23 protein-coding genes and 3 tRNA genes are annotated in these 23,150 nt (G+C 59.7%); 14 read left to right on the top strand and 12 right to left on the bottom strand.

Going from position 1 to position 23,150, the window contains the following annotated elements:
- Positions 1 to 21: 21 nt before the first annotated feature.
- Entirely contained in the window at positions 22 to 1,089 is a 1,068-nt protein-coding gene (gene ada, locus QRN61_RS17655) for a bifunctional DNA-binding transcriptional regulator/O6-methylguanine-DNA methyltransferase Ada (RefSeq protein WP_285374335.1), read from the top strand.
- Here ada and QRN61_RS17660 read toward each other — a convergent pair.
- Positions 1,086 to 1,544: a GyrI-like domain-containing protein gene (locus QRN61_RS17660; RefSeq protein ID WP_183780055.1), complete on the bottom strand. Its 459-nt coding sequence runs from the start codon at positions 1,542 to 1,544 to the stop codon at positions 1,086 to 1,088. The genes ada and QRN61_RS17660 overlap by 4 nt on opposite strands.
- A 61-nt stretch (positions 1,545 to 1,605) precedes the next feature.
- Positions 1,606 to 2,589, bottom strand: coding sequence for an acrylyl-CoA reductase (NADPH) (gene acuI, locus QRN61_RS17665; RefSeq protein WP_098964154.1), 984 nt, complete (start codon positions 2,587 to 2,589; stop codon positions 1,606 to 1,608).
- Positions 2,590 to 2,777: 188 nt separating this feature from the next.
- On the opposite strand from acuI, the gene QRN61_RS17670 reads away from it, so the two are divergent.
- The 12 genes from QRN61_RS17670 to QRN61_RS17725 all read left to right on the top strand — a co-directional run bounded on the left by QRN61_RS17670 (position 2,778) and on the right by QRN61_RS17725 (position 14,099).
- On the top strand, positions 2,778 to 5,240 hold the full coding sequence (locus tag QRN61_RS17670; protein WP_285374336.1) for an autotransporter: 2,463 nt from the start codon (positions 2,778 to 2,780) through the stop codon (positions 5,238 to 5,240).
- A gap of 101 nt (positions 5,241 to 5,341) precedes the next feature.
- Positions 5,342 to 6,406, top strand: a complete 1,065-nt coding sequence (locus QRN61_RS17675) for an NAD(P)H-dependent flavin oxidoreductase (RefSeq protein ID WP_096796538.1) — start codon at positions 5,342 to 5,344, stop codon at positions 6,404 to 6,406.
- 168 nt (positions 6,407 to 6,574) lie between these two features.
- Entirely contained in the window at positions 6,575 to 7,342 is a 768-nt protein-coding gene (gene modA / locus QRN61_RS17680; RefSeq protein ID WP_285374337.1) for a molybdate ABC transporter substrate-binding protein, read from the top strand.
- Complete coding sequence (gene modB / locus QRN61_RS17685; RefSeq protein WP_096796536.1) at positions 7,343 to 8,023, top strand: molybdate ABC transporter permease subunit; 681 nt, start codon at positions 7,343 to 7,345, stop codon at positions 8,021 to 8,023.
- Between the two features lie 3 nt (positions 8,024 to 8,026).
- A complete protein-coding gene (modC, locus tag QRN61_RS17690; protein ID WP_285374338.1) occupies positions 8,027 to 9,106 on the top strand; it encodes a molybdenum ABC transporter ATP-binding protein in 1,080 nt (359 codons plus the stop codon).
- A 69-nt stretch (positions 9,107 to 9,175) separates the two neighbouring features.
- Positions 9,176 to 10,204, top strand: a complete 1,029-nt coding sequence (locus QRN61_RS17695; protein WP_096796534.1) for a DNA topoisomerase IB — start codon at positions 9,176 to 9,178, stop codon at positions 10,202 to 10,204.
- 145 nt (positions 10,205 to 10,349) lie between these two features.
- Positions 10,350 to 11,975 carry an ABC-F family ATP-binding cassette domain-containing protein gene (locus QRN61_RS17700; RefSeq protein ID WP_285374339.1) on the top strand — a complete coding sequence of 542 codons (1,626 nt, stop codon included), beginning with the start codon at positions 10,350 to 10,352 and terminating at the stop codon, positions 11,973 to 11,975.
- Between the two features lie 70 nt (positions 11,976 to 12,045).
- Positions 12,046 to 12,276, top strand: coding sequence for a hypothetical protein (locus QRN61_RS17705; protein WP_027612678.1), 231 nt, complete (start codon positions 12,046 to 12,048; stop codon positions 12,274 to 12,276).
- A 122-nt stretch (positions 12,277 to 12,398) separates the two neighbouring features.
- Positions 12,399 to 12,629 carry a hypothetical protein gene (locus QRN61_RS17710; protein WP_007964939.1) on the top strand — a complete coding sequence of 77 codons (231 nt, stop codon included), beginning with the start codon at positions 12,399 to 12,401 and terminating at the stop codon, positions 12,627 to 12,629.
- 108 nt (positions 12,630 to 12,737) lie between these two features.
- Complete coding sequence (locus QRN61_RS17715) at positions 12,738 to 13,022, top strand: hypothetical protein (RefSeq protein WP_047598549.1); 285 nt, start codon at positions 12,738 to 12,740, stop codon at positions 13,020 to 13,022.
- Positions 13,023 to 13,229: 207 nt separating this feature from the next.
- Positions 13,230 to 13,736 carry a peptide-methionine (S)-S-oxide reductase MsrA gene (msrA, locus tag QRN61_RS17720; protein ID WP_115989685.1) on the top strand — a complete coding sequence of 169 codons (507 nt, stop codon included), beginning with the start codon at positions 13,230 to 13,232 and terminating at the stop codon, positions 13,734 to 13,736.
- A 201-nt stretch (positions 13,737 to 13,937) separates the two neighbouring features.
- Positions 13,938 to 14,099 (top strand): hypothetical protein, encoded by a 162-nt coding sequence (locus QRN61_RS17725; RefSeq protein WP_166495875.1) that lies wholly within the window; start codon positions 13,938 to 13,940, stop codon positions 14,097 to 14,099.
- A 153-nt stretch (positions 14,100 to 14,252) separates the two neighbouring features.
- Here the strand turns inward: QRN61_RS17725 and QRN61_RS17730 are convergent, their stop codons facing one another.
- The 9 genes from QRN61_RS17730 to QRN61_RS17770 all read right to left on the bottom strand — a co-directional run bounded on the left by QRN61_RS17730 (position 14,253) and on the right by QRN61_RS17770 (position 19,951).
- Positions 14,253 to 14,693, bottom strand: a complete 441-nt coding sequence (locus tag QRN61_RS17730; RefSeq protein WP_096796531.1) for a hypothetical protein — start codon at positions 14,691 to 14,693, stop codon at positions 14,253 to 14,255.
- Between the two features lie 331 nt (positions 14,694 to 15,024).
- Positions 15,025 to 15,111, bottom strand: a tRNA-Leu gene (locus QRN61_RS17735).
- Between the two features lie 194 nt (positions 15,112 to 15,305).
- Positions 15,306 to 15,379: transfer RNA gene (locus tag QRN61_RS17740), tRNA-Cys, on the bottom strand.
- Between the two features lie 46 nt (positions 15,380 to 15,425).
- Positions 15,426 to 15,501: transfer RNA gene (locus QRN61_RS17745), tRNA-Gly, on the bottom strand.
- A 60-nt stretch (positions 15,502 to 15,561) separates the two neighbouring features.
- The gene (pgsA, locus tag QRN61_RS17750) at positions 15,562 to 16,122 is read right to left on the bottom strand and encodes a CDP-diacylglycerol--glycerol-3-phosphate 3-phosphatidyltransferase (protein WP_003225417.1); all 561 of its coding nucleotides are present in this window, start codon (positions 16,120 to 16,122) and stop codon (positions 15,562 to 15,564) included.
- A 32-nt stretch (positions 16,123 to 16,154) separates the two neighbouring features.
- Positions 16,155 to 17,978: an excinuclease ABC subunit UvrC gene (uvrC, locus tag QRN61_RS17755; RefSeq protein WP_027612674.1), complete on the bottom strand. Its 1,824-nt coding sequence runs from the start codon at positions 17,976 to 17,978 to the stop codon at positions 16,155 to 16,157.
- Between the two features lie 2 nt (positions 17,979 to 17,980).
- Positions 17,981 to 18,622 (bottom strand): response regulator transcription factor GacA, encoded by a 642-nt coding sequence (gacA, locus tag QRN61_RS17760; protein ID WP_024012761.1) that lies wholly within the window; start codon positions 18,620 to 18,622, stop codon positions 17,981 to 17,983.
- Positions 18,623 to 18,749: 127 nt separating this feature from the next.
- A complete protein-coding gene (locus QRN61_RS17765) occupies positions 18,750 to 19,193 on the bottom strand; it encodes a GNAT family N-acetyltransferase (protein ID WP_190953414.1) in 444 nt (147 codons plus the stop codon).
- Entirely contained in the window at positions 19,190 to 19,951 is a 762-nt protein-coding gene (locus tag QRN61_RS17770; protein WP_096796529.1) for a carbon-nitrogen hydrolase family protein, read from the bottom strand. The genes QRN61_RS17765 and QRN61_RS17770 overlap by 4 nt, the downstream gene beginning before the upstream one ends.
- Before the next feature lie 615 nt (positions 19,952 to 20,566).
- On the opposite strand from QRN61_RS17770, the gene QRN61_RS17775 reads away from it, so the two are divergent.
- The gene (locus QRN61_RS17775; protein WP_103366955.1) at positions 20,567 to 21,631 is read left to right on the top strand and encodes a 3-deoxy-7-phosphoheptulonate synthase; all 1,065 of its coding nucleotides are present in this window, start codon (positions 20,567 to 20,569) and stop codon (positions 21,629 to 21,631) included.
- 73 nt (positions 21,632 to 21,704) lie between these two features.
- Here QRN61_RS17775 and QRN61_RS17780 read toward each other — a convergent pair whose 3' ends face one another.
- Complete coding sequence (locus QRN61_RS17780; protein ID WP_285374340.1) at positions 21,705 to 22,883, bottom strand: hypothetical protein; 1,179 nt, start codon at positions 22,881 to 22,883, stop codon at positions 21,705 to 21,707.
- Positions 22,884 to 23,150 lie beyond the last annotated feature (267 nt).

The raw sequence follows: 23,150 nt of genomic DNA on the forward strand, positions 1-23,150 counted from the left end.
CAGGTCAACGGACTACTCGCCATGAAAAAGCTTTCACCCCTCATCAACGTTGAAACCGATCCACGCTGGGCCGCCGTCGTTGCACGGGACCCGCGGGCCGACGGACAGTTTGTCTATGCGGTGAAAACCACCGGCATCTACTGCCGCCCCAGCAGCCTTTCACGTTTGCCCAAACCGCAAAATGTCGAATTTTTCGACAGCGCCGAAGCTGCCGAAGCGGCGGGCTACCGCCCAAGCAAACGCACAAGCAAAGATCAGACTGACGTCGCCAGCCAGCACGCCGCGACCGTGGCGATGGCCTGTCGGCAGATCGAGTCGAGTGAAACAGTGCCCGCACTCAATGAACTCGCCGAAACCGCCGGCCTCAGTCCTTTCCATTTTCATCGGGTGTTCAAGGCCGCAACCGGCCTGACACCAAAGGGTTACGCGGCGGCGCATCGTTCGCGCCGGGTGCGTGAACGGCTCGCGGATGGCGGCACGGTGACCGATGCGCTGTACGACGCGGGATTCAATTCCAACAGCCGCTTTTATGAGTCAGCCGACAAGGTGCTGGGCATGAAACCCGGCGACTACCGCGCGGCTGGACGCAACAACGACATTCATTTTGCCGTTGGCCAATGTTCGCTCGGGGCGATTCTGGTGGCGCAGAGTGAGCGCGGCGTGTGCGCGATTCTGTTGGGCGACGATCCGCACCAACTGGTGTGCGATCTGCAGGATCAGTTCCGTCAGGCCAACCTGATTGGCGCCGATGCCGGCTTCGAGCAGTTGATTGCCAAAGTGGTGGGTTTCATCGAAGCGCCAGCGCTGGGCCTCGACTTGCCACTGGATGTGCGTGGCACAGCGTTCCAGGAACGGGTGTGGCAGGCGTTGCGGGAGATTCCAGTGGGTCGCACCGCCAGTTACGCCGAAATCGCTCAGCGCATTGGCGCGCCGACCTCCATGCGCGCCGTGGCGCAAGCCTGCGGCGCCAACCGTCTGGCTGTAGCAATCCCCTGCCATCGCGTGGTGCGCAGCGATGGCAATCTGTCGGGGTATCGCTGGGGCGTAGAGCGTAAGCGCCAGTTGCTGGAACGCGAAACCCAGTCTTAGCGCACGCCGATGTAGACCGACACGGACTCGGGGCCGGTGTAGGCCTCGAAGTCGGTAGCGTAACGGCGCTGAATCTGCGGATTGGCTGCAAAGAAGTCCCAGATCTTTCCCCAAATCGAGATGACCGCATCAGGCAACGGCCCCTGCGCTTCGAACACCAGATACTCGCCCGCTTCGATCCGCACGGACTCAAAGTCTTTGACTGAAGCATTCACGGCAACGCCAGCGGTAACGTCAAACGCACCCGAAGCATCCGACTCGTAAGCCGAATACACGCCATAAATCGGCGAATTGGCTGACTTGCCGGGAATGGATTCGGCCAACTCCTCGCCGAAAAACCGGCCCCACATCGGGCCGATTTTCGCGGTTTCGGGTTGGTGCTCTGCGGCGTTGGTAGTGCGAACCTGCAGGCCAGCAACGGTGAAGGCGTCGATTTGCTGTCGTTTCAAATCCATCGAAATTGCGGCTCCCTGTATAGAAGTGCGGCCACACAGGGCCGCAATGACGCCTACTCTGTCAGCGATTGACGTCGACCACAACCCTGCCGCGAAGCTGTCCGGCGAGCAGTTTTGGCGCCGCGTCGATGGCTTCGCTGAGGGCGATTTCATGACTGATCAATGGCAACAGGGCGAAGTCCAGATCCTTGGCCAGACGCGCCCAGGCCTCGATCCGCCGTGCCTTGGGCTGGGTCACGCTGTTGATTCCGGCCAGGGTCACACCGCGCAGAATGAACGGTGCCACCGACGCCGGAAAATCCATGCCTTGAGCCAAGCCGCAGGCCGCCACAGTGCCTTCGGCGCGGGTGCTGGCACAGGCGTTGGCCAAGGTGTGACTGCCGACCGAATCGATCACTGCGGCCCAGCGTTCCTTAGCCAAGGGCTTGCCCGGCTCAGACAAAGTTGCGCGATCGATGATCTCACTGGCGCCCAGTTGTTTCAGGTACTCATGCTCGGACACCCGGCCCGTGGACGCCACCACGCGATAACCGAGCTTACTTAGCAAGGCGATGGCGAAACTGCCCACCCCGCCATTGGCGCCGGTCACCAGCACTTCGCCCTGATCCGGGGACACGCCGTTACGCTCCAGCGCCAGAATACACAGCATCGCCGTGTAGCCGGCGGTACCAATGGCCATGGCTTGCGCCGCGGTAAAGGCTTTGGGCAACGGAATCAGCCAGTCGCCATTGAGCCGCGCCTTCTGCGCCAATCCGCCCCAGTGACTTTCGCCCACGCCCCAGCCGTTGAGCAGCACCTGATCACCGACCTGGTAATCGGGATGCGAACTGACCTCGACCGTGCCCGCCAAGTCGATCCCCGGCACCATCGGAAACTTGCGCACCACCGGGCTGCTGCCGGTAATCGCCAGTCCGTCCTTGAAGTTCAGCGTGCTGTAGGCGACCTTCACCGTCACGTCGCCTTCAGGCAACTGCGCTTCGCTGATCTGCTGCAGGCTGGCGCGGTAACCGCTGTCGTCTTTGTCGATCAAAATGCCGTTGAACATGGCTGCCTCTCAATCAATGGATTCAAATCCTCGTGCCCTGAAATAACACAAAGCAACACATTGCCCCACCCGACTTTGCGCCAATTCGCGAATTCGCCCGGTAATTGTGAAGCGGGCGGCTATGCTTTTTCGACGGTCGTGCTTTCGCTGCCATCCTGCTGAAAGCGGCCCTGTCGATGGAGCTGACAATGTCTTACCCGCGCTCGTTGCTTGCGATACTGATGCTATGCCTGCTGACGGTTGGCAACACTTGGGCTGCCCCGGCTACCGCCAGCAAACCTGCTGCTGCCGACGCTGCCCCGAGCGCGCCGACGTGGCCGCAAGTGATCACCAGCGGCAAGGCCAAACTGACCGTGTACCAGCCGCAACTCGACAGCTGGGATGGCTACACCCTCAATGCCCGGGCTGCCGTCGAAGCCACCGGCGCCGACGGCAAACCCACCTTCGGCATCGTCCAGTTCAGCGCGCACACGCTGGTCGACAAGGCCACGCGCTGGGTCGCACTGGATCAGTACAAGATCATCAAGGCCGACTTCCCTGCCGACGCCAGTCAGGCCGACGTCTGGCTCGGCGCGCTGCAGAAAGATGCCGAAAGTCGCAAGAAAACCATCTCCCTCGATCAACTTGAAGCCGCCGTCGGCGTACTGTCGGCCGAGCAGAAAGCCGACAGCGCGCCGCTGGAAAACACCCCGCCGACGATCATCAGTTCCGACGTTCCCGCACTGCTCGTCTACATCGATGGCGACGCCGTGTACCGGGCGGTCGACGGCACCGGGCTGCAGCGGGTGATCAACACTCGCCCGCTATTGCTCAAGGACGCCGAGGGCAAGCACTACCTGCATGTGTTCGATGGCTGGATGGTCGCTGACAGCCTCAGCGGCGCATACACCCGTCTGACCACGCCGCCGGCCGATCTGGAGAAGGCCAAACAGGCGGCGATCCAGAACCGTCAGGTCGATTTGCTGACCGGGCAGAGTGATCCGAAAGACAAGGTGCCAAATCTGGCCAGACCGCCGCAGCCGAAAATTTTCATCGCCACCACGCCCACCGAGCTGATCGTCACCGACGGCGCAGCGCAGTGGCTGCCAATTCAGGGCACCAGCCTGCTTTACGTGAGCAACACCACCGGGCACATTTTCAAGGAAATCGGCGACCAGAACAGTTACGTGCTGATTTCCGGGCGCTGGTTTCGCGCTGCCGACATGCACGGCCCATGGACGTTTACCCCGGCGGACAAACTGCCGGCAGATTTCACCAACATCCCGGATGACAGCCCGAAAGAGAACGTCAAGGCCTCGGTCGCCGGCACGCCACAGGCCAAGGAAGCCGCGATCGCGGCGACCATCCCGCAAACCTCGGCGATCAAGAAAAGCGCAGTGAAAATGACCGCACCGCAGTTCGATGGCGAGCCACAGTTGAAGGCAATCAACAGCACATCCCTGCAGTACGTGGTCAACAGCGCGACGCCGATTATTCGTGTCGACAACGACAACTGGTATGCGGTGGAAAACGGTATCTGGTTCAGCGCCACCTCGGTGAACGGACCATGGAGCGTCGCCAGTTCGGTGCCGGCGGTGATCTATTCGATCCCGCCGAGTTCACCGATGCATTACCTCACCTACGTCAAAGTCTATGAATCCAGCGGGGACACCGTGGTGGTCGGCTACACCCCGGGTTATCAGGGGTCGAATCTGGATCCGGCCACCGGTGTGGTGGTCTACGGCACCGGTTATCCGTACACGCCGTGGGTCGGCAGCGTCTGGTACGGGCCACCGGTGACCTACGGTTTCGGCGTCGCCATGCGCTATACGCCGTGGACAGGCTGGACCTTCGGTTTCGGCTTCGGCTGGAGCTGGGGCGGCAACACCGTGGCGATGGGTTGGGGCTGGGGCGCTTATCCATGGTGGGGCAATTATGGCTGGGGTTACGCCTGGGGCCCGCGCCTGTACCCCGCGCCACTGGCCTGGGGCGGCGCCGCTTATGGCTATCGTGGCGGTGCTGTGGCCTGGGGGCCCGGTGGCTGGGCAGGCACCACCGGCAACATTTATCGTCAGTGGGGGGATCGCGCGACGGTGAGTCGCTATGGCGCCGGATACAACGCCTGGACCGGCAATCGCTGGGCCGGTCAGGTTGGCTCGTCCTATAACTCGCGCACCGGCATTGCGGCGGCAGGCCAACGCGGCGCGGTGCACAACGCCTACACCGGCAACTACGCGGCTGGACGCAGCGGTGAAGTGGTCGGGCCGAATGGTGGCGCCATCGCCGGTGGCCGGGTCACCGCAGGTAATGCTCGCACCGGCACCCAGGTCACCGCCAATCGTGGCGCGGTGTACAACCCCAACACCGACAAGACCACGCAGTATGCCGGCGTGAAAGGCCGCAACGGCGGCGCCGCACGGGTTGGCGACAACGTCTATGCCGGGCGCGACGGCAACGTCTACAAGAAAACCGACAACGGCTGGCAATCGATGGTCAAGGGCAGCCCGGCCCGCACGGCGCCGGTCAACAACAATGCGCAACTGCAGAACCTCAATCGCGAGTCTGCTGCGCGCAACTTCGGCAACCAGCGCACCAACAACTTTCACAACTCCTCGCAAGTCATGAACCGCTCATTTGGGGGCGGCGGGGGCGGCGGTTTTCATCGCCGCTGATGGCTGCATTGAAAATTCAGACTGGCCCCGAGTCCGGTTTTGCTGTTAAAAAACCGGCTCTGCCGTCCCTGCCCCGTTTCATCGTTCGGAGAACCGCTTTCATGAGCCAATGGCCTGACACTCGCATTCTTGACCTGCTCGGCATCGAGCTGCCGATCATTCAGGCCCCGATGGCCGGCGCCACGACTTCGGCAATGGTGATCGCCGTGTGCAACGCCGGCGGCTTGGGTTCGATGCCTGCCGCAATGCTGAGCATCGAGCAGTTGCGCGAAGAGCTGAAGACCATTCGCGAGCACACCCGCAAACCGTTCAACGTCAATTTCTTCTGCCACCAGCCACCGGCCGCCGATGAACAGCGCGCGCAAGACTGGAAAAACCTGCTGGAGCCTTACTACCGCGAATTGGGCGTGGATTTCGACGCACCGACACCGGTTTCCAACCGCGCGCCATTCGATGCGGCAGCGTGCGCCGTGCTCGAAGAGTTTCGTCCTGAGGTGGTGAGCTTTCACTTTGGTCTGCCGGAGAAATCCCTGCTGGATCGGGTCAAGGCCACGGGTGCGAAAATCCTCTCGTCCGCCACCACTGTCGATGAAGCGATGTGGCTTGAGCAAAACGGTTGCGACGCGATCATCGCCATGGGTTACGAGGCTGGCGGGCATCGCGGGATGTTTCTCAGCGATGATTTGAGCAGTCAGGTCGGCACCTTTGCGCTGGTGCCGCAGATCGTCGATGCGGTCAAGGTGCCGGTGATCGCTGCCGGCGCCATTGCCGATGCACGCGGTGTCGCCGCAGCATTGGTACTCGGTGCGTCAGCGGTGCAGGTCGGCACCGCGTATCTGTTCACCCCGGAAGCGAAAGTCAGCGCCTCGCATCACCAGGCGCTGCGCAGCGCCAAGGAAAGTGAAACTGCGATTACCAACCTGTTCACCGGCCGCCCGGCTCGCGGCATTCTCAATCGGGTGATGCGCGAAATCGGCCCGATGTCACCGAAAGCTCCGGCCTTCCCGCTGGCCGGCGGGGCGCTGATACCGTTGCGTGCCAAAAGTGAAGCGCAGTTCAGCAACCTCTGGGCCGGTCAGGCGTTCCCATTGGGCGAAGAGCTGAACAGCGCTGATCTGACCCGGCAACTGGCGGATGGCGCTCTGGCAAAACTGCTCCGCCGCTGATCCGGCGCAGGGTGAGACATGGCACCACCTCACCCTGTGTTCACCAGCACTTCCTGTTTAGCGGCATTTCGCTATATATTTCGCTATATAGCGTTCCACCCTTCGCATCGGTGCAGTCCACCTCCAACAATAACTGCCCTCTGCACTCGCCCATAACGGAGCTGTTACATGACCATTCGTGCCCCACGTTTTGCCCCAACCTGCCTGGCCACCCTGCTTGCGGTATTCGCCTTCGGTACCGCTCAGGCTGATGAAGTGCAGGTGGCCGTTGCCGCCAACTTCACCGCGCCGATCCAGGCAATTGCTGCCGATTTCGAAAAAGACACCGGGCACAAACTGGTCGCCGCTTACGGTGCCACCGGCCAGTTCTACACCCAGATCAAAAACGGCGCACCGTTCGAAGTGTTCCTCTCGGCGGACGACACCACGCCGGAAAAACTGGAAAAAGAAGGCGACACCGTCAAGGGTTCGCGCTTCACCTACGCCATCGGCACCCTGGCCCTGTGGTCGGCGAAAGAAGGTTATGTCGACGCCAAAGGTGAAGTCCTGAAGAAGAATGAATACCAGCACCTGTCCATCGCCAATCCGAAAGCCGCGCCATACGGTCTGGCCGCCACTCAAGTGCTGGAAAAACTCAAGCTGACCGAGGCGACCAAGGCGAAAATCGTCGAGGGCCAGAACATCACCCAGGCCTACCAATTCGTGTCCACCGGCAACGCCGAACTGGGTTTTGTCGCACTGTCGCAGATCTACAAGGACGGCAAGGTCACCAGCGGTTCGGCGTGGATCGTTCCAGCGAGCATGCACGACCCGATCAAACAGGACGCGGTGATTCTCAACAAAGGCAAGGACAGCGCCGCCGCCAAAGCGCTGGTTGAATACCTCAAGGGTCCGAAAGCCGCTGCGGTGATCAAGTCCTACGGTTACCAGCTCTAAATGTCGCTGACGAGTGCCGACTTCGCGGCGATCTGGCTGACCCTGAAACTGGCGTCCCTGACCACCGCTATCCTGCTGGTCGTCGGCACGCCGATTGCCCTGTGGTTGTCGCGCAGCCGTTCCTGGCTGCGTGGCCCCATCGGCGCAATCGTCGCCCTGCCCCTCGTACTGCCGCCGACCGTGATCGGCTTTTATCTGCTGCTGGCGATGGGGCCCAATGGCTTTCTCGGCCACTTCACGCAATGGCTGGGTCTGGGCACTCTGACCTTCAGTTTTACCGGGCTGGTGATCGGTTCGGTGATCTATTCCATGCCGTTTGTGGTGCAACCGTTGCAGAACGCGTTCTCCGCCATCGGCACCCGCCCACTGGAAGTGGCCGCGACCCTACGCGCCAATCCCTGGGACATTTTTTTCAGCGTGATCCTGCCGTTGGCCCGCCCCGGTTTCGTGACGGCGGCGATCCTCGGTTTCGCGCATACCGTTGGTGAATTCGGCGTGGTGCTGATGATCGGCGGCAACATTCCCGACAAGACCCGCGTGGTATCGGTGCAGATCTACGACCATGTCGAGGCGATGGAATATGCTCAGGCCCATTGGCTGGCCGGGGCGATGCTGGTGTTTTCGTTTCTGGTGTTGCTGGCGCTCTACTCCAGCCGCAAGACCCGCGCGGGTTGGAGCTGATCGATGATTGATGCACGTCTGAAAATCACTTATCCGGGTTTCAGCCTGGATGTCGATCTGCATTTGCCGGGGCGTGGCGTGACTGCGCTGTATGGTCATTCCGGGTCGGGCAAAACCACTTGCCTGCGCTGTATCGCCGGGCTTGAGCGGGCTGAACAGGGCTTTATCAAGATCAACGACGAAGTCTGGCAGGACAGCGAACGGCGGATTTTTGTCCCGCCGCACAAACGTGCGCTGGGTTACGTGTTCCAAGAAGCCAGTTTGTTTCCGCACCTGTCAGTGCTGGCCAACCTGCAGTTCGGTCTCAAGCGCATTGCCAAGGCCCAGCGCCGGGTCGACATGGCGCAAGCCACCGAACTGCTGGGCATCGGTCATTTGCTGGAGCGTCATCCGCAGCATCTGTCCGGCGGCGAACGCCAACGTGTCGGCATCGCCCGCGCGTTGCTGACCAGCCCGAAACTGTTGCTGATGGATGAGCCGCTGGCCGCCCTCGACAGTCAGCGTAAAAATGAAATCCTGCCATACCTGCAACGTCTGCACGACGAGCTGGACATCCCGGTGCTGTACGTCAGCCATGCGCAGGATGAGGTCGCCCGCCTGGCCGATCATCTGGTGCTGCTCAGCGACGGCAAGGCCCTGGCCAGCGGCCCGATTGGCGAAACCCTCGCGCGCCTTGACCTGCCAATGGCGTTGGGCGATGACGCTGGTGTAATCATCGAAGGCCAGGTCAGCGCCTACGATGCCGAGTACCAGTTGCTGAGTCTGCAATTGCCGGCGACTGCCATGAACATCCGGGTGACTCACGCGCCGATGGCGGTCGGTCAGGCCCTGCGCTGCAAGGTGCACGCCCGCGACATCAGTCTGGCCCTGCACAACAGCGAGGCCAGCAGCATCCTCAATCGCTTGCCGGTGACCGTGGTCAGCGAGCTGGCGGCGGACAACGCCGCGCATGTGCTGATTCGTATGGATGCCGGCGGCACACCGTTGCTAGCGCGGATCACGCGGTTTTCCCGGGATCAGCTCGGCATCCACCCGGGCCAGCATTTATGGGCGCAGATCAAGGCCGTCGCCGTGCTGGCCTGAATTGGTTGGCACGACGGCCATGGCGCGCGGTCAATCGCTGTAACAGAGCGATTCGCCAAGGACACCGCCATGCCCGACACCGCACTAGCCGACGTCTTACCGCCCGACCTGCATTACGTCGACGATACCCAACCCGGCCTCACCCGTAAAAAGCTGCGTGGCAAGTTCGCCTATTTCGATCCGGCCGGGCAGCGCATTACCGACCCTGATGAGATCAAACGGATCAATTCGCTGGCAGTGCCGCCGGCCTACACCGATGTCTGGATCTGCGCCGATCCGCGTGGCCATTTGCAGGCCACCGGACGCGATGCCCGGGGCCGCAAGCAGTATCGCTATCACCCGCGCTGGCGCGAGGTGCGCGATGCCGACAAGTACTCGCGCTTGCGTGAGTTCGGCATGGCATTGCCGAAGTTGCGCAAACAGCTTGAAACCCTGCTGGACGCACCCGGCTTCAGCCGCGACAAAGTCATGGCCACGGTCATCACGCTGCTCGACGCCACATTGATTCGTGTCGGCAATACCCAATACGCGCGGGACAACCGCTCCTATGGCCTGACCACCCTGCGCAGCCGACATGTCGAGGTCAACGGCAGCGCGATCCTGTTCCAGTTTCGCGGCAAAAGCGGCATCGAACACCAGATCACCGTCAAGGATCGTCGCCTGGCGCGCATCATCAAGCGCTGCCTGGAAATCCCCGGACAGAATCTGTTTCAGTATCTGGACGAAAACGGCGAGCGGCACACCGTCAGTTCCCATGACGTCAACAGCTACCTGCAAACCCTCACCGGTGCCGACTTCACCGCCAAGGATTACCGCACCTGGGCCGGCAGCGCACTGGCTCTGGCGGTGTTGCGCGAACTGCAATGGGAGTCGGAAGCCGAGGCGAAACGGCACGTGGTGGAGATGGTCAAGAGCGTGTCCAAACAGCTGGGCAACACCCCGGCGGTGTGCCGCAAGTGCTACATCCATCCAGCCGTGGTCGAGCGCTTCCTGCTCGGTGCGCTGGCCGAACTGCCACGCCCGAGGGTGCGCAAGGGCTTGCGCTCCGAGGAAGTGGCGCTGGCGATGTTTCTCGAGCAAATGATGGACGCGTCTTGATCGCGGCGGATGGGTGATCTAGGCTAGCCTCCTTTCCCCCGTCCGGACGACCGCAGACAGTGAACAATCAAGCCTTCTGAAAATGTAATCGCGATAAGCGCTGAATGGCGCCTGTCAGTCTTCACGACATTTTTCGGAGGTGCCGATGACTCACGTCTCGCGTACGCCTGCCCTCGTCTCCCTGAATCAAACCAGTTTTCAGTTCGCTAATGGCGAGACGATTTTCAACGACCTGAATCTGCAATTCGATCACACCCACACCGCCATCGTCGGGCGCAACGGCGTCGGTAAAAGCGTGCTGGCCAAGCTGATCGCCGGGCACTTGCAACCAACTGCCGGCAGCGTCACCTGCTCGGTGCCATTGGCCTATGTGGCGCAAACATTCACCGCCGATGCGGCGCAGACCGTGGCCGATGCCACCGGCACCGCCGCCGCCCTTCGCGCATTGCAACGGGTGCAGTCTGGCGAGGCGGCAGCAGAAGATTTCGACATCCTCGGCGAGCGCTGGGATCTGCCCGAACGTCTGCGCCAATCGCTGGATAACGCCGGTCTGCCGGACATTGCTCCCACGGATCTGACCCTGCCGCTGAGCGGTGGCCAGCAGGCACGGCTGGCTTTGATCGGGGCTTTTCTGAGTCCGGCGCGCCTGTTGGTGCTGGATGAACCGACCAACCATCTCGACGGCCCCGGCCGCGACTGGTTGATGAGCGAACTGGAACGCTGGCGCGGCGGATTGATCGTCATCAGCCACGACCGGCAATTGCTTGAACGCATGCAGCGTATCGTCGAGCTGACGCCGCTGGGTGTCACGGTGTACGGCGGCAATTTTTCCGCTTACCAGCAGCAACGACAAATCCATCAGGCGGCAGCGCAAGCGACGCTGGATCAAAGCCGAACCGAGCGCCGGCGCGAGCAGCAGCGCTTGCAAAACGAGCACGACATTATCCAGCGGCATGCCGCCCGCTCACTGCGCAATGCCAAAACCGCCAACGTCTCGGGCTTCGAACGCGCCGGCCTCAAAGGTGCGGCGAGGCAGATCATGGGCCAGGTGCGTCATGGTCATCAGCAGCGCAAATCGGAGCTTGATGCACGGGTGCGCGATGCCTACGCCAAAGTGCTCGCGGATGATGCGGTGCTGATGAACCTGCCCGGCAGCGCAGTGCCTGCTGCGCGCAGAGTCTGTACGCTGATTGATGCGTGCGTGCCATGGTTGCCGGCGCAACCGCTCAATGTCACGCTGAGCGGGCCCGTGCGCGTCGCCGTCAATGGTCCGAATGGCTGCGGCAAATCGACGTTGCTCAGGTTGCTCGCGGGTCAACTGCATCCCGCCAGCGGCGAATGCATCACCCATGTTCCTGCGGCTTATCTGGACCAGCATCTGAAGCTGCTGGATGACCGTCTCAGCGTCATCGAGCAACTGCTCGCGCTGCAGAGTCCGTTGAGTGAGAGCGAATTGCGCAGCCATCTGGCGCATCTGCAACTGGACGCGCAACGGGTCACTCGAGCGAGCGCTTCACTGAGCGGTGGAGAACGTTTGAAAGCCGCGCTGGCGGTGGCCTTGTGGGGCAAGACGCCTGCGCAACTGTTGCTGCTCGATGAGCCGAGCAATCACCTGGACCTGGCATCGGTTCAGGCTTTCGAGCAGGCATTGCAGACGTTTCCCGGCGCAATTGTTGCGGTTTCCCACGACACTGAGTTTCTACAGGCGTTGAAACCGACGCATCGTCTGGATTGGCATGCCACAGAATGGCGGCTGCAACCGACGAACTGACTGGCTATTTTTTGCACGATTGGCCAAGGCTTCTATAGTTGATCTGACACCTATTTGCTGTGGTGACGCCATGGAAGACATCTTTGTCGTGAAGCGCTGCAACAAGATCATCATTCACGGCCGCCGCGCCGGGGAAAGTAAGCATGAACCCGCTGAGGCCAGCAGTTGGTTTCGGATCAACGACACCCGCACCGGCGGTTTCATCGGCGATGGCTACGATCTTGAAGAAGATGCCCGACGCGAATGCCGACGGCTCAATGCGGCCAGCTCGCCGCTGCCGGCGCGACAATCGGCCGGCTGATGCAATTGACAGGCGGGGTCTATACTCAAAGCAGCTGACGGACCAGCGCCCCAACGGTAGAGAGCTCGCAGCCCGCGGGCTTTTTGCTGCCTCTCAACGGTTTGTCTGAACGGAGGTGTTCCATGTCCGAAAAAGAGTCCATCACCACCCTCCTCACCCTGCTCGACTCTCGTCAGGCGCGACTTGCCGCGGCCTGCAAGGAAATCGCCGACTGGGTCGATCATCAAGGCGGCCATCCGACTGCCTTGCGCATCCGCGATCGACTGAACGACATCGAAAAAGACACACCGCTGATCCGCAGCACCCTGTCTTCGCTACAGCCTGTCGAACGGCCACTGCCGCGTTTCAGATGACTGCACCGCGATAAACGACAGCTAACCGGCGTACCGTCTGGCCGATGTACCGAACGCCCCGAGGTGTGGGCGGTACAAAACCTGTACACGTCACCCAGGAGACGGTTCATGGTTATCCATTTCAAAACAGACGGACATCTGGCTTGTGGTCACAAGGGCAACAACCTTGCCTCAAGCCTGGAACTCAATCGCGTCAAATGCCGCAGCTGCCGCAACACAGACGCCTACAAAGAAGCACGCAAGACCCAGCGCAATGCCGCACGCCGCGCAGCGCGCCACACCAAAGCTGATCATGGTGCGTCGAACTGGCGTTCGGAGTGGATCGAACGCCTGACCGCGCTGGCCGGGCCGCAGCGCCTGCCAAGGGGCTTTTTCGGGCAAGCGTTCGTATAACCGATTGATGTCGTTTTTTTAGTCCATCACTCGACGTGAATTGCCACGAATTCACCGCTCGAACCCATCAATGCCCTGGCCTTATCGTCAGGGCTTTTTGTTGAAAACTCCGGTTCGAGCAGCCCGTAGCCCTGAGGCAAGCTTGCAAATAGCCAACGCGCCCTCATAACCAGAACCGTATCCACAGTCAGCGAGAGGCAAAAAATCATGACCGGACAAACCGAAACCGCGATTCTCGCCGGGGGCTGCTTCTGGGGCATGCAGGACCTGCTGCGGCGTTATCCCGGCGTATTGCAGACGCGAGTCGGCTACAGCGGCGGCGATGTACCGAACGCCACCTACCGCAACCACGGCAACCACGCTGAAGCCATTGAAATCATCTTCGACCCGGCGGTGATCAGCTACCGGCAGATCCTCGAGTTCTTCTTCCAGATCCACGATCCGAGTACGCCCAACCGTCAAGGCAACGATCTTGGCCCCAGCTATCGTTCGGCGATTTATTATCTCAGCGAAGAGCAACGCGACATCGCCGAGGATACCGCCGCCGATGTTGACGCTTCCGGTCTCTGGCCGGGCCGAGTAGTCACCGAAATCGAACCGGCGGGACAGTTCTGGGAAGCGGAACCTGAGCACCAGGACTACCTGGAGCGGATACCGAATGGCTACACCTGCCACTTCATCCGTCCGAACTGGAAGTTGCCCAAGCGCAGCTAATAACACACCTGCGTAATCACCCCACGCACGGCGCTGGCCTCAACTGAAGGCCGGCACTTGCGCACCTCTGGAATCGATCATTTTGGTGAGCCCTCCGTAGCACAGTTCAAGCGCCCGAGGATGAACATACGTTCATCGCAAGCATGGCTCAATGCGTCTAGCCTGCAGGTTCCAACATAGTGCCTACAGGAGTACCCCACCATGTTCTCGCACGAAAGTCTCCCGCTGATTGCCATTTTCACCATCATGCTACTGTGCGTACTGGCTGCGTTTTTACACCCGGTACATGCATTCTTCAGCTGGCTGCGCAGGCGCAAGGAACGATCAAACGCCCAGGCTGCAAAAGAGGTTGATTCGCGCTGAATGTGTTCCCTGAACCGGCCCGGGTATGCCTGAGCTTTTTGTTTTCTGGCCGAACAGCAGATACAAAAAAGCCCAGCGCGGGGCTGGGCCTGATTATTCGTCAACGTTAAAAACATCCAGGCTTTTTAGCCACGAGAGTGCAACTCAAGTGACTTACGCAAAGCTCCTTTCGTGCTCGCTTTCATGGACATAAACCCATGAAATTCCAGATGGCGAGGCCTGATCGACGCGCATCAGCGCCGAATCGACTTTCTTCTTGGTAATGCCGTCTTTGACAAGGTCGAAGACGGCCAGGAAACAGTCCCCGGGAAGCGCTGTGATCGAGAGGTTGGTGATGTGTGATTCAGGGCTTCCAGCACGCTTGCCATACAAGCCCCAAAGTCGCTCCCAATAGTCCGCCCGACACATGATCTCTCCATCGGTGAGTACCACACGGAAGTCATTCGCCAACGCATCGTACAGAGGCTTGATGGCGCCCTCCGACCGGGAAGACATACCGCGCGACCACGGAAAGAAGAGATTGTACCAACGGTACACCTCGGCTTCGACGAGAGCGGTTTTATCGGTTGCTGCGTGCACTTGATTGATTGCCATCGGTGTTCTCCTTAACACGTCAAAAATGGCGGGGCTGGCGTAACAGACAGCCCGTCTGAATGCCGATCAACTGAGCGATGTACCGCGCCTTGATCAAGATCCATCCTGATATCAACGCCACCGGGTCAAGCTAAAATGTTCACTCAATGGCTTTTGATATCTTCGACCAAGCCACAAACGTAGACGCTTGCAGGATTGGTTGCATCGAGAAGTGACCAACGGTCTTTGCGCGCAGGAACGCAAGGAATTGATGAGGAGCCAGTTAAAAATGGCAATCCGAAAACAAACAAGGGTTTGCTTCAGCTTTCGCCCGCAAACCCTTGATTTAAGATGGTGCCCGAAGCCGGAATCGAACCGGCACGCCCTTACGAGCGGGGGATTTTAAGTCCCATGCGTCTACCAGTTTCGCCATTCGGGCGGTAGCGCTGTTGTAGTGCTCAAATCAGTCGACCAGAGAATCTGTCTTTGTTGAGCCTTTGAAGCAGAGCGGGAAATATATACATCACGTCCCGGTGAAGCAAGTTCACAGTGGCTGATTTCAAGACTAAATCTTGCAGTGCACTGAAAATAAAAAAGCTCCGTAAATCATGGATCTACGGAGCTTGTTTATAGTGGAGGCCGAGGTCGGAATCGAACCGGCGTAGGCGGATTTGCAATCCGCTGCATAACCATTTTGCTACTCGGCCTCAAACGATCGCTGTTTAGTAGCACAACAACAACCGCGTACAAACTTGGAGCGGGAAACGAGACTCGAACTCGCGACCCCGACCTTGGCAAGGTCGTGCTCTACCAACTGAGCTATTCCCGCTTGGTGTGGCGCATTCTATAGATTTCAGATGCCCCGTCAACCCTTTGATTCAAAAAAGTTTTATTTCTTTTCAACGTCGGTTTTCAGATGCGGCCAGGCGGCCCGCAGGTATTGAACCATCGACCACAACGTCAGGCCCGCCGAGATCATCAGCAAGGCGTAACCCAGCAGCACCCAGAAGCTGAAATCGCGGGGATTGGCCAGCAGGATCACCAGCGCCAGCATCTGCGCCGCGGTTTTCCACTTGCCGAGATTGGACACTGCTACATGAGCGCGGGCACCGAGTTCGGCCATCCATTCACGCAAGGCCGATACGACAATCTCGCGGCCGATGATGACGGCTGCGGGAAGTGTCAGCCACAAATTGCCGTGTTCCTGAACCAGCAGTACCAAAGCGACTGCCACCATCAGCTTGTCGGCAACCGGATCGAGAAACGCGCCGAACGGCGTGCTTTGTTCAAGGCGGCGGGCCAGATAGCCATCCAGCCAATCAGTTGCCGCCGCAAAGGCGAATACCGAAGCGGAGGCCATATAGCTCCACTGGTAAGGCAGGTAAAACAGCAAAATGAAGATCGGGATGAGCAGGACGCGGAGAACGGTAATCAGATTAGGGATATTCATCGGCACAACTGGCTACGAGGTGAGTTGGCATTCTACTCGCTATGCAGGTTTGCATAAATCGACTCTGCGAGCTTTTTACTGATCCCCGGTGCTTTGGCGATCTCTTCGATGCTTGCACGAGACAGCTCCTGCAATCCACCAAAATGTTTCAACAAGTCCCGACGTCGGGTCGGCCCGACACCCGCAACGCCTTCCAGCGTCGAGGTACGGCGGGTCTTGCCGCGCCGCGCACGGTGGCCGGTAATTGCGAAGCGGTGCGCCTCGTCACGAATCTGCTGAATCAGGTGCAGTGCCGGTGAATCACCACGCAGCGTGAACTCATGCGCGGCATCATTGAGATACAAAGTTTCGAAGCCCGCCTTGCGTGTTGCGCCCTTGGCCACACCCAGCAGAATGAGATCCGGCACTGCCAGTTCGTTGAGTACGTCGCGGGCCATCGACAACTGACCTTTGCCGCCGTCCACCAACAGAATGTCCGGCAGCTTGCCCTCCCCGTCCTTCAGTTTGCTGAAGCGCCGGGTCAACGCCTGGTGCATGGCTGCATAATCATCACCCGCCGTGACGCCTTCAATGTTATAGCGACGATAGTCGGATTTGATCGCGCCTTCCGGGCCGAACACGACACAGGAAGCGACGGTGGCCTCACCACTGGAGTGACTGATGTCATAGCACTCCAGACGCTGCGGCGGCTCATCCAGGTTCAGCACTTCAGCCAGCGCATCGAAACGCGCAGCCGTGTGTTGACGATTGGCCAGGCGTGCGCCCAGCGCTTGCTCGGCATTGGTGACCGCCAACTGCTGCCATCGAGCTCGCGTGCCGCGTACCCGGTGGCTGATGCTCAGCTCCCGACCGCGCAGCTCGTGGATGGCGTCGATCAGAGCCGTGGCGTCTTCGGGAACCACGTTGACGATCAGTTCGCCTGGCAGGTCGCGCTCCGGACTGCTGATGTAGTACTGACCGAGGAACGCCGCCATGACTTCAGCGACCTCCTCCTCGATACCCACCTGCGGAAAGAAGTTCTTGCTGCCCAACACCCGACCGCCGCGCACACTGATCAAGTGAACGCAAGCGCCGCCCGGGTTGACGAAAGCTGCGATAACATCGATGTCGCCCGTTCCACCTTCCATGCTTTGCTGATCCTGAACACGGCGCAGCAAGGCAATCTGGTCACGCAACTCGGCGGCGCGCTCGAATTCGAGATTGATTGCCGCCTCTTCCATTGCCGTGGACAGCTCATTGGTCAGGGCATGACTGCGCCCCTCGAGAAACATCACCGAATGGCGTACATCCTCGGCGTAGACCTCAGGTTCGACCAGACCGACACAAGGCGCCTTGCAACGCTTGATCTGATATTGAAGACACGGGCGCGTGCGATTTTTGTAATAGCTGTCTTCGCACTGACGGACGAAAAAGGTCTTTTGCAAGAGGCTGAGGCTTTCGCGAATCGCCCCGGCGCTCGGGTACGGGCCGAAATACTTGCCCTTGGCCTTCTTCGCGCCACGGTGGATGCTCAGACGTGGGAATTGGCCGTCAGACAGAAAGACATAGGGATAGGACTTATCGTCGCGCAGCAGAATGTTGTACGGCGGCCGCCACTCCTTGATCAGCGTCTGCTCAAGCAGCAACGCCTCGGTTTCGTTGGCGGTAATGGTCGTTTCGACCTGCGCGATACGCCCGACCAGCGCAGCGGTTTTTGGCGCCAGCCCGGTCTTGCGAAAATAGCTGGCAAGGCGCTTCTTGAGGTTCTTGGCCTTGCCGACATACAGCAGGCGCGCATCGCTGTCGAACATGCGATAGACGCCGGGGCGCCCACTGACAGTCGCCAGGAAGGCGCCGGAATCGAATACTTCAGTCATGATCAGGCGCTGGCATCCACCATGCCGTGGCGCACAGCCAGCAACGTCAGCTCGACGTCACTGCTGATCGACAGCTTTTCGAAAATCCGGTAGCGATATGTGTTCACCGTTTTCGGCGACAAGCAGAGTTTGTCGGAGATGATCTGCACCTTCTGGCAGCCGACAATCATCAACGCGATCTGGATTTCCCGCTCGGACAAGGCGTCGAAAGGGGAATCGTTGGTTGGCTGGAACGATTTGATCGCCAGTTGCTGGGCAATCTGCGGGCTGATGTATCGCTGCCCGGCAAACACCAGACGGATCGCCTGAACCATTTCCGGCAAACCAGCGCCCTTGGTCAGGTAGCCGGCGGCACCAGCCTGTAACAGGCGCGTAGGAAATGGATCTTCCTCGCACACGGTCACCGCGACGACCTTGATGTCCGGGTGGCTGCGCAACAGCTTGCGCGTGGCCTCGAGGCCACCAATACCGGGCATCTTTACGTCCATCAGGACCACATCGGGTTTCAACTCACGGGCCTTGATCAGGGATTCTTCCCCGGACTCGGCCTGTCCAACCACCTGCAAGCCATCGATATCGGCCAGCATACGTGTAATGCCTGTACGAACGAGATCATGGTCGTCGACCACTAGCACCCTAATCAAGCAGACACCTCGCGATATGGTCTTATTGGGATGCCGGACACCTTAGCAAAAAGTGCCAGACAGACCTAGCGGCAAGCATCATTTAAAAAGTTTCAATTCATCATCGAAGGCTTGCCGGCCGTGGGTTTCAGAGCACAAGTGTACCGAAATCGAGCTCCATCCTCAGGAAACACTCGTCCTCACCGCACACCTTGAAGCCTTTTCTCTTATACAGACTTTGCGCCGGATTATTTTTGAATACTGTCAAACGCAGTGCTGACAGTTTTTCGCCGCGAGCCAAAGCGACAACCTGATCAATCGCCCAGGATCCTGCACCTTGCCTGCGAGAGGCCTCGGCTATTTGCAGCTCGCGGATGTACAAGGCCCGGCGATCATGACTGAGACTGAAAAATCCCACAGGAACTTCACCAAGAAGGACCAGCCAGTTGTCCCGCCCATCCCAGGCAACGTCGAACGCTTCGTCCTGCCACAGCAGCTCGTGGTCAATGTAATAGCGCAGCATGTTCTGGCACGTCAGCTTTCGGGCGAACGCCCGATCTGCCGATTCGGCACGACGCAATGCCCAGGTCACAGGTCTACCGCCACGGGTACTACTTGCCCCTGCCATGCGCCGGCATCACGCCGGGCAATAACCAACACTTCACCCGGCCCTCGCGCCGCCACCACCAGCGTCCCGCTTTCAGACCAGAACGCGCTGCGACCCGCCGATTGCCATCCACCCGTGAGCCCGGCGTGATTGGCCATCAGCACCGCCATTGAGTGGTTTTGGGCATAGCCCTGCAGCAGCGCGCTATCCACGCCGTAGCCTTTTTCCCCGATCAGCACGCCTGCTGCGTACAGGTCGGCACCAAGATTGGCGGCCGCTGCCGCGTGACTGGCGTGGGAAAAGTCAGCGCAGACCGCCAGCGCTACGGTATCGCCGCCTATGCTCAAGGACGAACCACCAGCACCTGGGGCATAGAAAAGCTCTTCGCCACTGTGCAGATGTTGTTTGCTGTAAACCTCAAGAGAACCATCCCCTCCTAATGTCAGCGCGCCGATCAATACCTTCGAACTGTCCCTATCGCGAATCGGCATACCGACGACAGCGGTGAGGCCCAGCTCGCGAGCGCAATCGCGCAAGGGTTGCAGCACAGCATCCTGCGGATCGATTGCCAGGTCTGCGGCCATCTGGCCTTCGTAGCCTGTCAGCGACAGCTCCGGGAACACCAGCAGCTCGACGCCCTGCTCCGCCGCCACGGCCATGAAGCGCAAATGACGGGCGAGGTTCGCCGCCAGATCACCGGCAATGGAGAGCGACTGGGCTGCAGCGACCGTGAACATCGACATGAATCATCCTTGGTGTTTGTGCAAAGCAACCAGTGTGTCACAACGCCTGCAGCACTCAAGCGATAGGTAACCTCCGCAATGGCGATAGCAATTTCTGATTGCTCAGCCGTACGGGCCTCTAGTAAGCTCGGCGCATTCATCGGAGACAAACCATGTTCAACGCCCTCTCACAGCTTCGTTCCGCCAGCGCCCTGCGCTCGGTTGCGGCTGCCCGGGCGAATGACGTTTGCGCTCCTGTCAGCTTTTATTTTGGGTATTGGTTTAGCCACTGGCGCGCCTGATACCCACCGGCGCCCATAAAAACGGGTCGCCTACCAGAGAATTCTCAACCCCCGGTCGGCCTCCCGACCGGGGGTTTTGTTTTTTCAGGCCCCAAATTTTTCAGCAACACACCAGAACTTTGAGGAATCACGACATGAACTACGCCACTTATTACCGTTACGACACTTTTACCGCCTGGCGATTTAGCAACCTCCGCTCGGGACAGCCTGCCGCCTCCGATCGGTCACCCACAGGTGGCAAGCACACACACGCAGCCAATCCGGCCAATTGTCGAACACCCCAGTAGGGCCGAGTGAGCGGGAAACACCCGCCGCCAGCCCAGGAATCCCGAATATGAACTCGTCTGTTTCTGCTCTGCCACTGACCACCCTTGATTCTGCCAACGAAGCACTGACCCTGCGTCTGCCCAGCGCGTTGCAGCTCAAACAGCAATTGCCCCTGAGCAATGCCCTCGCCCAGCAAGTCGCAGCCCACCGCCAGGCGGTCCGCGCGATCCTCAATGGCGAAGACCATCGCCTGCTGGTCGTCGTCGGCCCTTGCTCGATTCATGACCCGCGCTCCGCACTCGAATACGCCGAAAAACTTTCCCGCCTGGCCCATGAAGTCAGCGACGAGATGCTGCTGGTGATGCGCGCCTACATCGAAAAACCCCGCACCACCGTCGGTTGGAAAGGTCTGGCTTACGACCCGCACCTGGATGGCAGCGACGACATGGCTGGCGGCCTGACCCTGTCGCGTGAATTGATGCTTGAGATGATCCGCCTGGGGCTGCCCATCGCTACCGAGTTGCTGCAACCAATGGCGGCCGGCTACTTCGACGACCTGCTCAGTTGGGTTGCTATCGGTGCACGCACCACCGAATCGCAGATTCACCGGGAAATGGCCAGCGGCCTGAACATGCCCGTTGGTTTCAAGAACGGCACCGACGGTGGCGTAGGTGTAGCCGTCGACGCCATGCGCTCAGCAGCACATCCGCACCGACACTTCGGCGTCGACAGCCAAGGGCACCCGGCGATCATCCAGACCCCGGGCAATCCCGACACTCATATAGTGCTGCGCGGCGGTCATCACGGTCCTAACTACGATCGCGAAAGCGTCGCCCGCGTACATGCCGACCTGAGCCGACTGAAAATTCCGAGCCGGATCATGGTCGACTGCAGCCACGCCAACAGCGGCAAGGATCCACTGCGCCAGCCCGACGTGTTCAACGAGGTGCTCGAACAACGCCTGCAAGGTGATCGCGCCTTGATCGGCATGATGATTGAATCCCACCTGTTCGAAGGCTGCCAGCCCTTGAGCCCCACACTGCGTTACGGGGTGTCGGTTACCGATGGTTGCCTTGGGTTCAGTGCGACGGAACAGTTGCTGTCGAGCGCTGCCGAACGTCTTCGAGACTGATGATCCGAGCAGCCTTTGCGGGCTTATCAAAATCCCGCAAAGGCTGAGTCATCGCTCAGACTTCACCACCGGGTTATGCCCGCACCCGGATGCGTGTTATCTCGGAAGCCTGGCTGACATCATCCAGCCGCTCCACTGAATACGACACCTGCACCACAGTTTCCCGATGCTCTCGCCAGAAACGATAAGGCACGATGAATACCAAAGGCTCGCCTGCAGTTTCCCGGGTGATGTCCCGATCATCGCGGTGACTGAAATACTCACCATCGCATTTCAAGTAAACCAGCTCCCCCTCCTCGGCCTGGGCATTGCCGATCACCACGGTAATGCCATCCTCGGCATCTGCTGCCTCCAGTTCGCCATCTTGCGCTTCCAGTACCTGCGGAGCTGCGAGCTCGCCTCGCATCAATGGCGCGATCAGAATTCGCGAGGTTGCAGAGTTCCTCACCTGCTCCGCCCCTGACTCCACCCGGTAGCTGACGCTCACCTCCTGCATACGATGAGGGGCGATGCGATCTGCGGGTATCCAAAAAGACAGCGCTTCGCCGACAGCAAACGGCTCCACGAGCAACACATCACTGATCACCGGCAGTGCTTCGACACCTTGCCACGACAGGGTGACCCGGTCCCCGACAGCCATGCGGGCGTATGGTCGCACGATAACGCTAGTGCCCTGCGGAACACGGGCCGGATCGAGCGTCCCGCCCACCGTTTCTTCAAGGATCGGAGCCAGCAAATCGGGTTCCGGATCACCCACATTCAGCTGCAAACGCCTGGATGACACGGGCTTCTGAAGCGCAACGCTGTACAGCGTCCAGTAAACCTCCAGCGAGCCGCGCTCCAGCGCTGCGATGTGCAAACCCTTTATGACAAAGACGAGTTCCTGACCCACCTGGTTTTCACTGACCGCACGAGTGGTTTCGTGAATATAGGGCAATCCTTCGTCATCCAGTCCTTGCCAGCTCAGCACAAGTTTGTCGCCGCACAACATGTTCGGGTAAGGCGCCACCCTGACGAATGCATGGTCCAGTGAAGGATCAAGCATTCCGCCCTCCATAACCTCAAGCATCGGTGCAGGCAGCCATGAGTCTGGAGAGGATGCCGCTGCAGTCGCGTGTCGATAGCAGAATTCGAAGTGGTCGCCGTCCACCTTCAAATTCAGAAAACCGTGTTCACCGGACTCATCCGCTACAGGGGACATATTTGACGCTGGTGCCACAGAAGAATCGCCGGTGGCTTCGTATATAGACATTCGTAGCTCCATTCCTTGGATAAAACGCCGCCGTGAAGGCCGCGTCGAACGAAATCCATTGAACACCATCCAGCGACCGGCGGAAGTCAGCACAACGCCTTCCGTCGGCAGGGTAAATACACCGCATGACGTAGGCTTACGAAGCAGAATCCAGCGACACCGGGCAAAAGATTGCCAAATGTTCCGACTACCCTCTCAAGCAGAAGCGAAAATTCGTACCGCTTTTAGTCCAATTTCCTTTCAGTACAGAGGATTTTTCAGACATCG

Origin of the sequence: Pseudomonas sp. lyk4-TYG-107, from assembly GCF_030209055.1 — a bacterium.
Classification (GTDB): Bacteria; Pseudomonadota; Gammaproteobacteria; order Pseudomonadales; family Pseudomonadaceae; genus Aquipseudomonas; species Aquipseudomonas putida_A.

Bases quoted from the DNA above. Each gene is read 5' to 3' on its own strand.
- QRN61_RS17695 (WP_096796534.1), top strand. From the start codon at position 9,176: ATGCCCGACACCGCACTAGCCGACGTCTTACCGCCCGACCTGCATTAC.
- pgsA (WP_003225417.1), bottom strand. From the start codon at position 16,122: ATGAATATCCCTAATCTGATTACCGTTCTCCGCGTCCTGCTCATCCCG.
- QRN61_RS17775 (WP_103366955.1), top strand. From the start codon at position 20,567: ATGAACTCGTCTGTTTCTGCTCTGCCACTGACCACCCTTGATTCTGCC.
- uvrC (WP_027612674.1), bottom strand. From the start codon at position 17,978: ATGACTGAAGTATTCGATTCCGGCGCCTTCCTGGCGACTGTCAGTGGG.
- QRN61_RS17700 (WP_285374339.1), top strand. From the start codon at position 10,350: ATGACTCACGTCTCGCGTACGCCTGCCCTCGTCTCCCTGAATCAAACC.
- modB (WP_096796536.1), top strand. From the start codon at position 7,343: ATGTCGCTGACGAGTGCCGACTTCGCGGCGATCTGGCTGACCCTGAAA.
- QRN61_RS17715 (WP_047598549.1), top strand. From the start codon at position 12,738: ATGGTTATCCATTTCAAAACAGACGGACATCTGGCTTGTGGTCACAAG.
- QRN61_RS17780 (WP_285374340.1), bottom strand. From the start codon at position 22,883: ATGTCTATATACGAAGCCACCGGCGATTCTTCTGTGGCACCAGCGTCA.
- modC (WP_285374338.1), top strand. From the start codon at position 8,027: ATGATTGATGCACGTCTGAAAATCACTTATCCGGGTTTCAGCCTGGAT.
- QRN61_RS17710 (WP_007964939.1), top strand. From the start codon at position 12,399: ATGTCCGAAAAAGAGTCCATCACCACCCTCCTCACCCTGCTCGACTCT.
- QRN61_RS17660 (WP_183780055.1), bottom strand. From the start codon at position 1,544: ATGGATTTGAAACGACAGCAAATCGACGCCTTCACCGTTGCTGGCCTG.
- QRN61_RS17725 (WP_166495875.1), top strand. From the start codon at position 13,938: ATGTTCTCGCACGAAAGTCTCCCGCTGATTGCCATTTTCACCATCATG.
- acuI (WP_098964154.1), bottom strand. From the start codon at position 2,589: ATGTTCAACGGCATTTTGATCGACAAAGACGACAGCGGTTACCGCGCC.
- QRN61_RS17675 (WP_096796538.1), top strand. From the start codon at position 5,342: ATGAGCCAATGGCCTGACACTCGCATTCTTGACCTGCTCGGCATCGAG.
- QRN61_RS17705 (WP_027612678.1), top strand. From the start codon at position 12,046: ATGGAAGACATCTTTGTCGTGAAGCGCTGCAACAAGATCATCATTCAC.
- msrA (WP_115989685.1), top strand. From the start codon at position 13,230: ATGACCGGACAAACCGAAACCGCGATTCTCGCCGGGGGCTGCTTCTGG.
- modA (WP_285374337.1), top strand. From the start codon at position 6,575: ATGACCATTCGTGCCCCACGTTTTGCCCCAACCTGCCTGGCCACCCTG.
- QRN61_RS17730 (WP_096796531.1), bottom strand. From the start codon at position 14,693: ATGGCAATCAATCAAGTGCACGCAGCAACCGATAAAACCGCTCTCGTC.
- QRN61_RS17670 (WP_285374336.1), top strand. From the start codon at position 2,778: ATGTCTTACCCGCGCTCGTTGCTTGCGATACTGATGCTATGCCTGCTG.
- QRN61_RS17770 (WP_096796529.1), bottom strand. From the start codon at position 19,951: ATGTCGATGTTCACGGTCGCTGCAGCCCAGTCGCTCTCCATTGCCGGT.
- ada (WP_285374335.1), top strand. From the start codon at position 22: ATGAAAAAGCTTTCACCCCTCATCAACGTTGAAACCGATCCACGCTGG.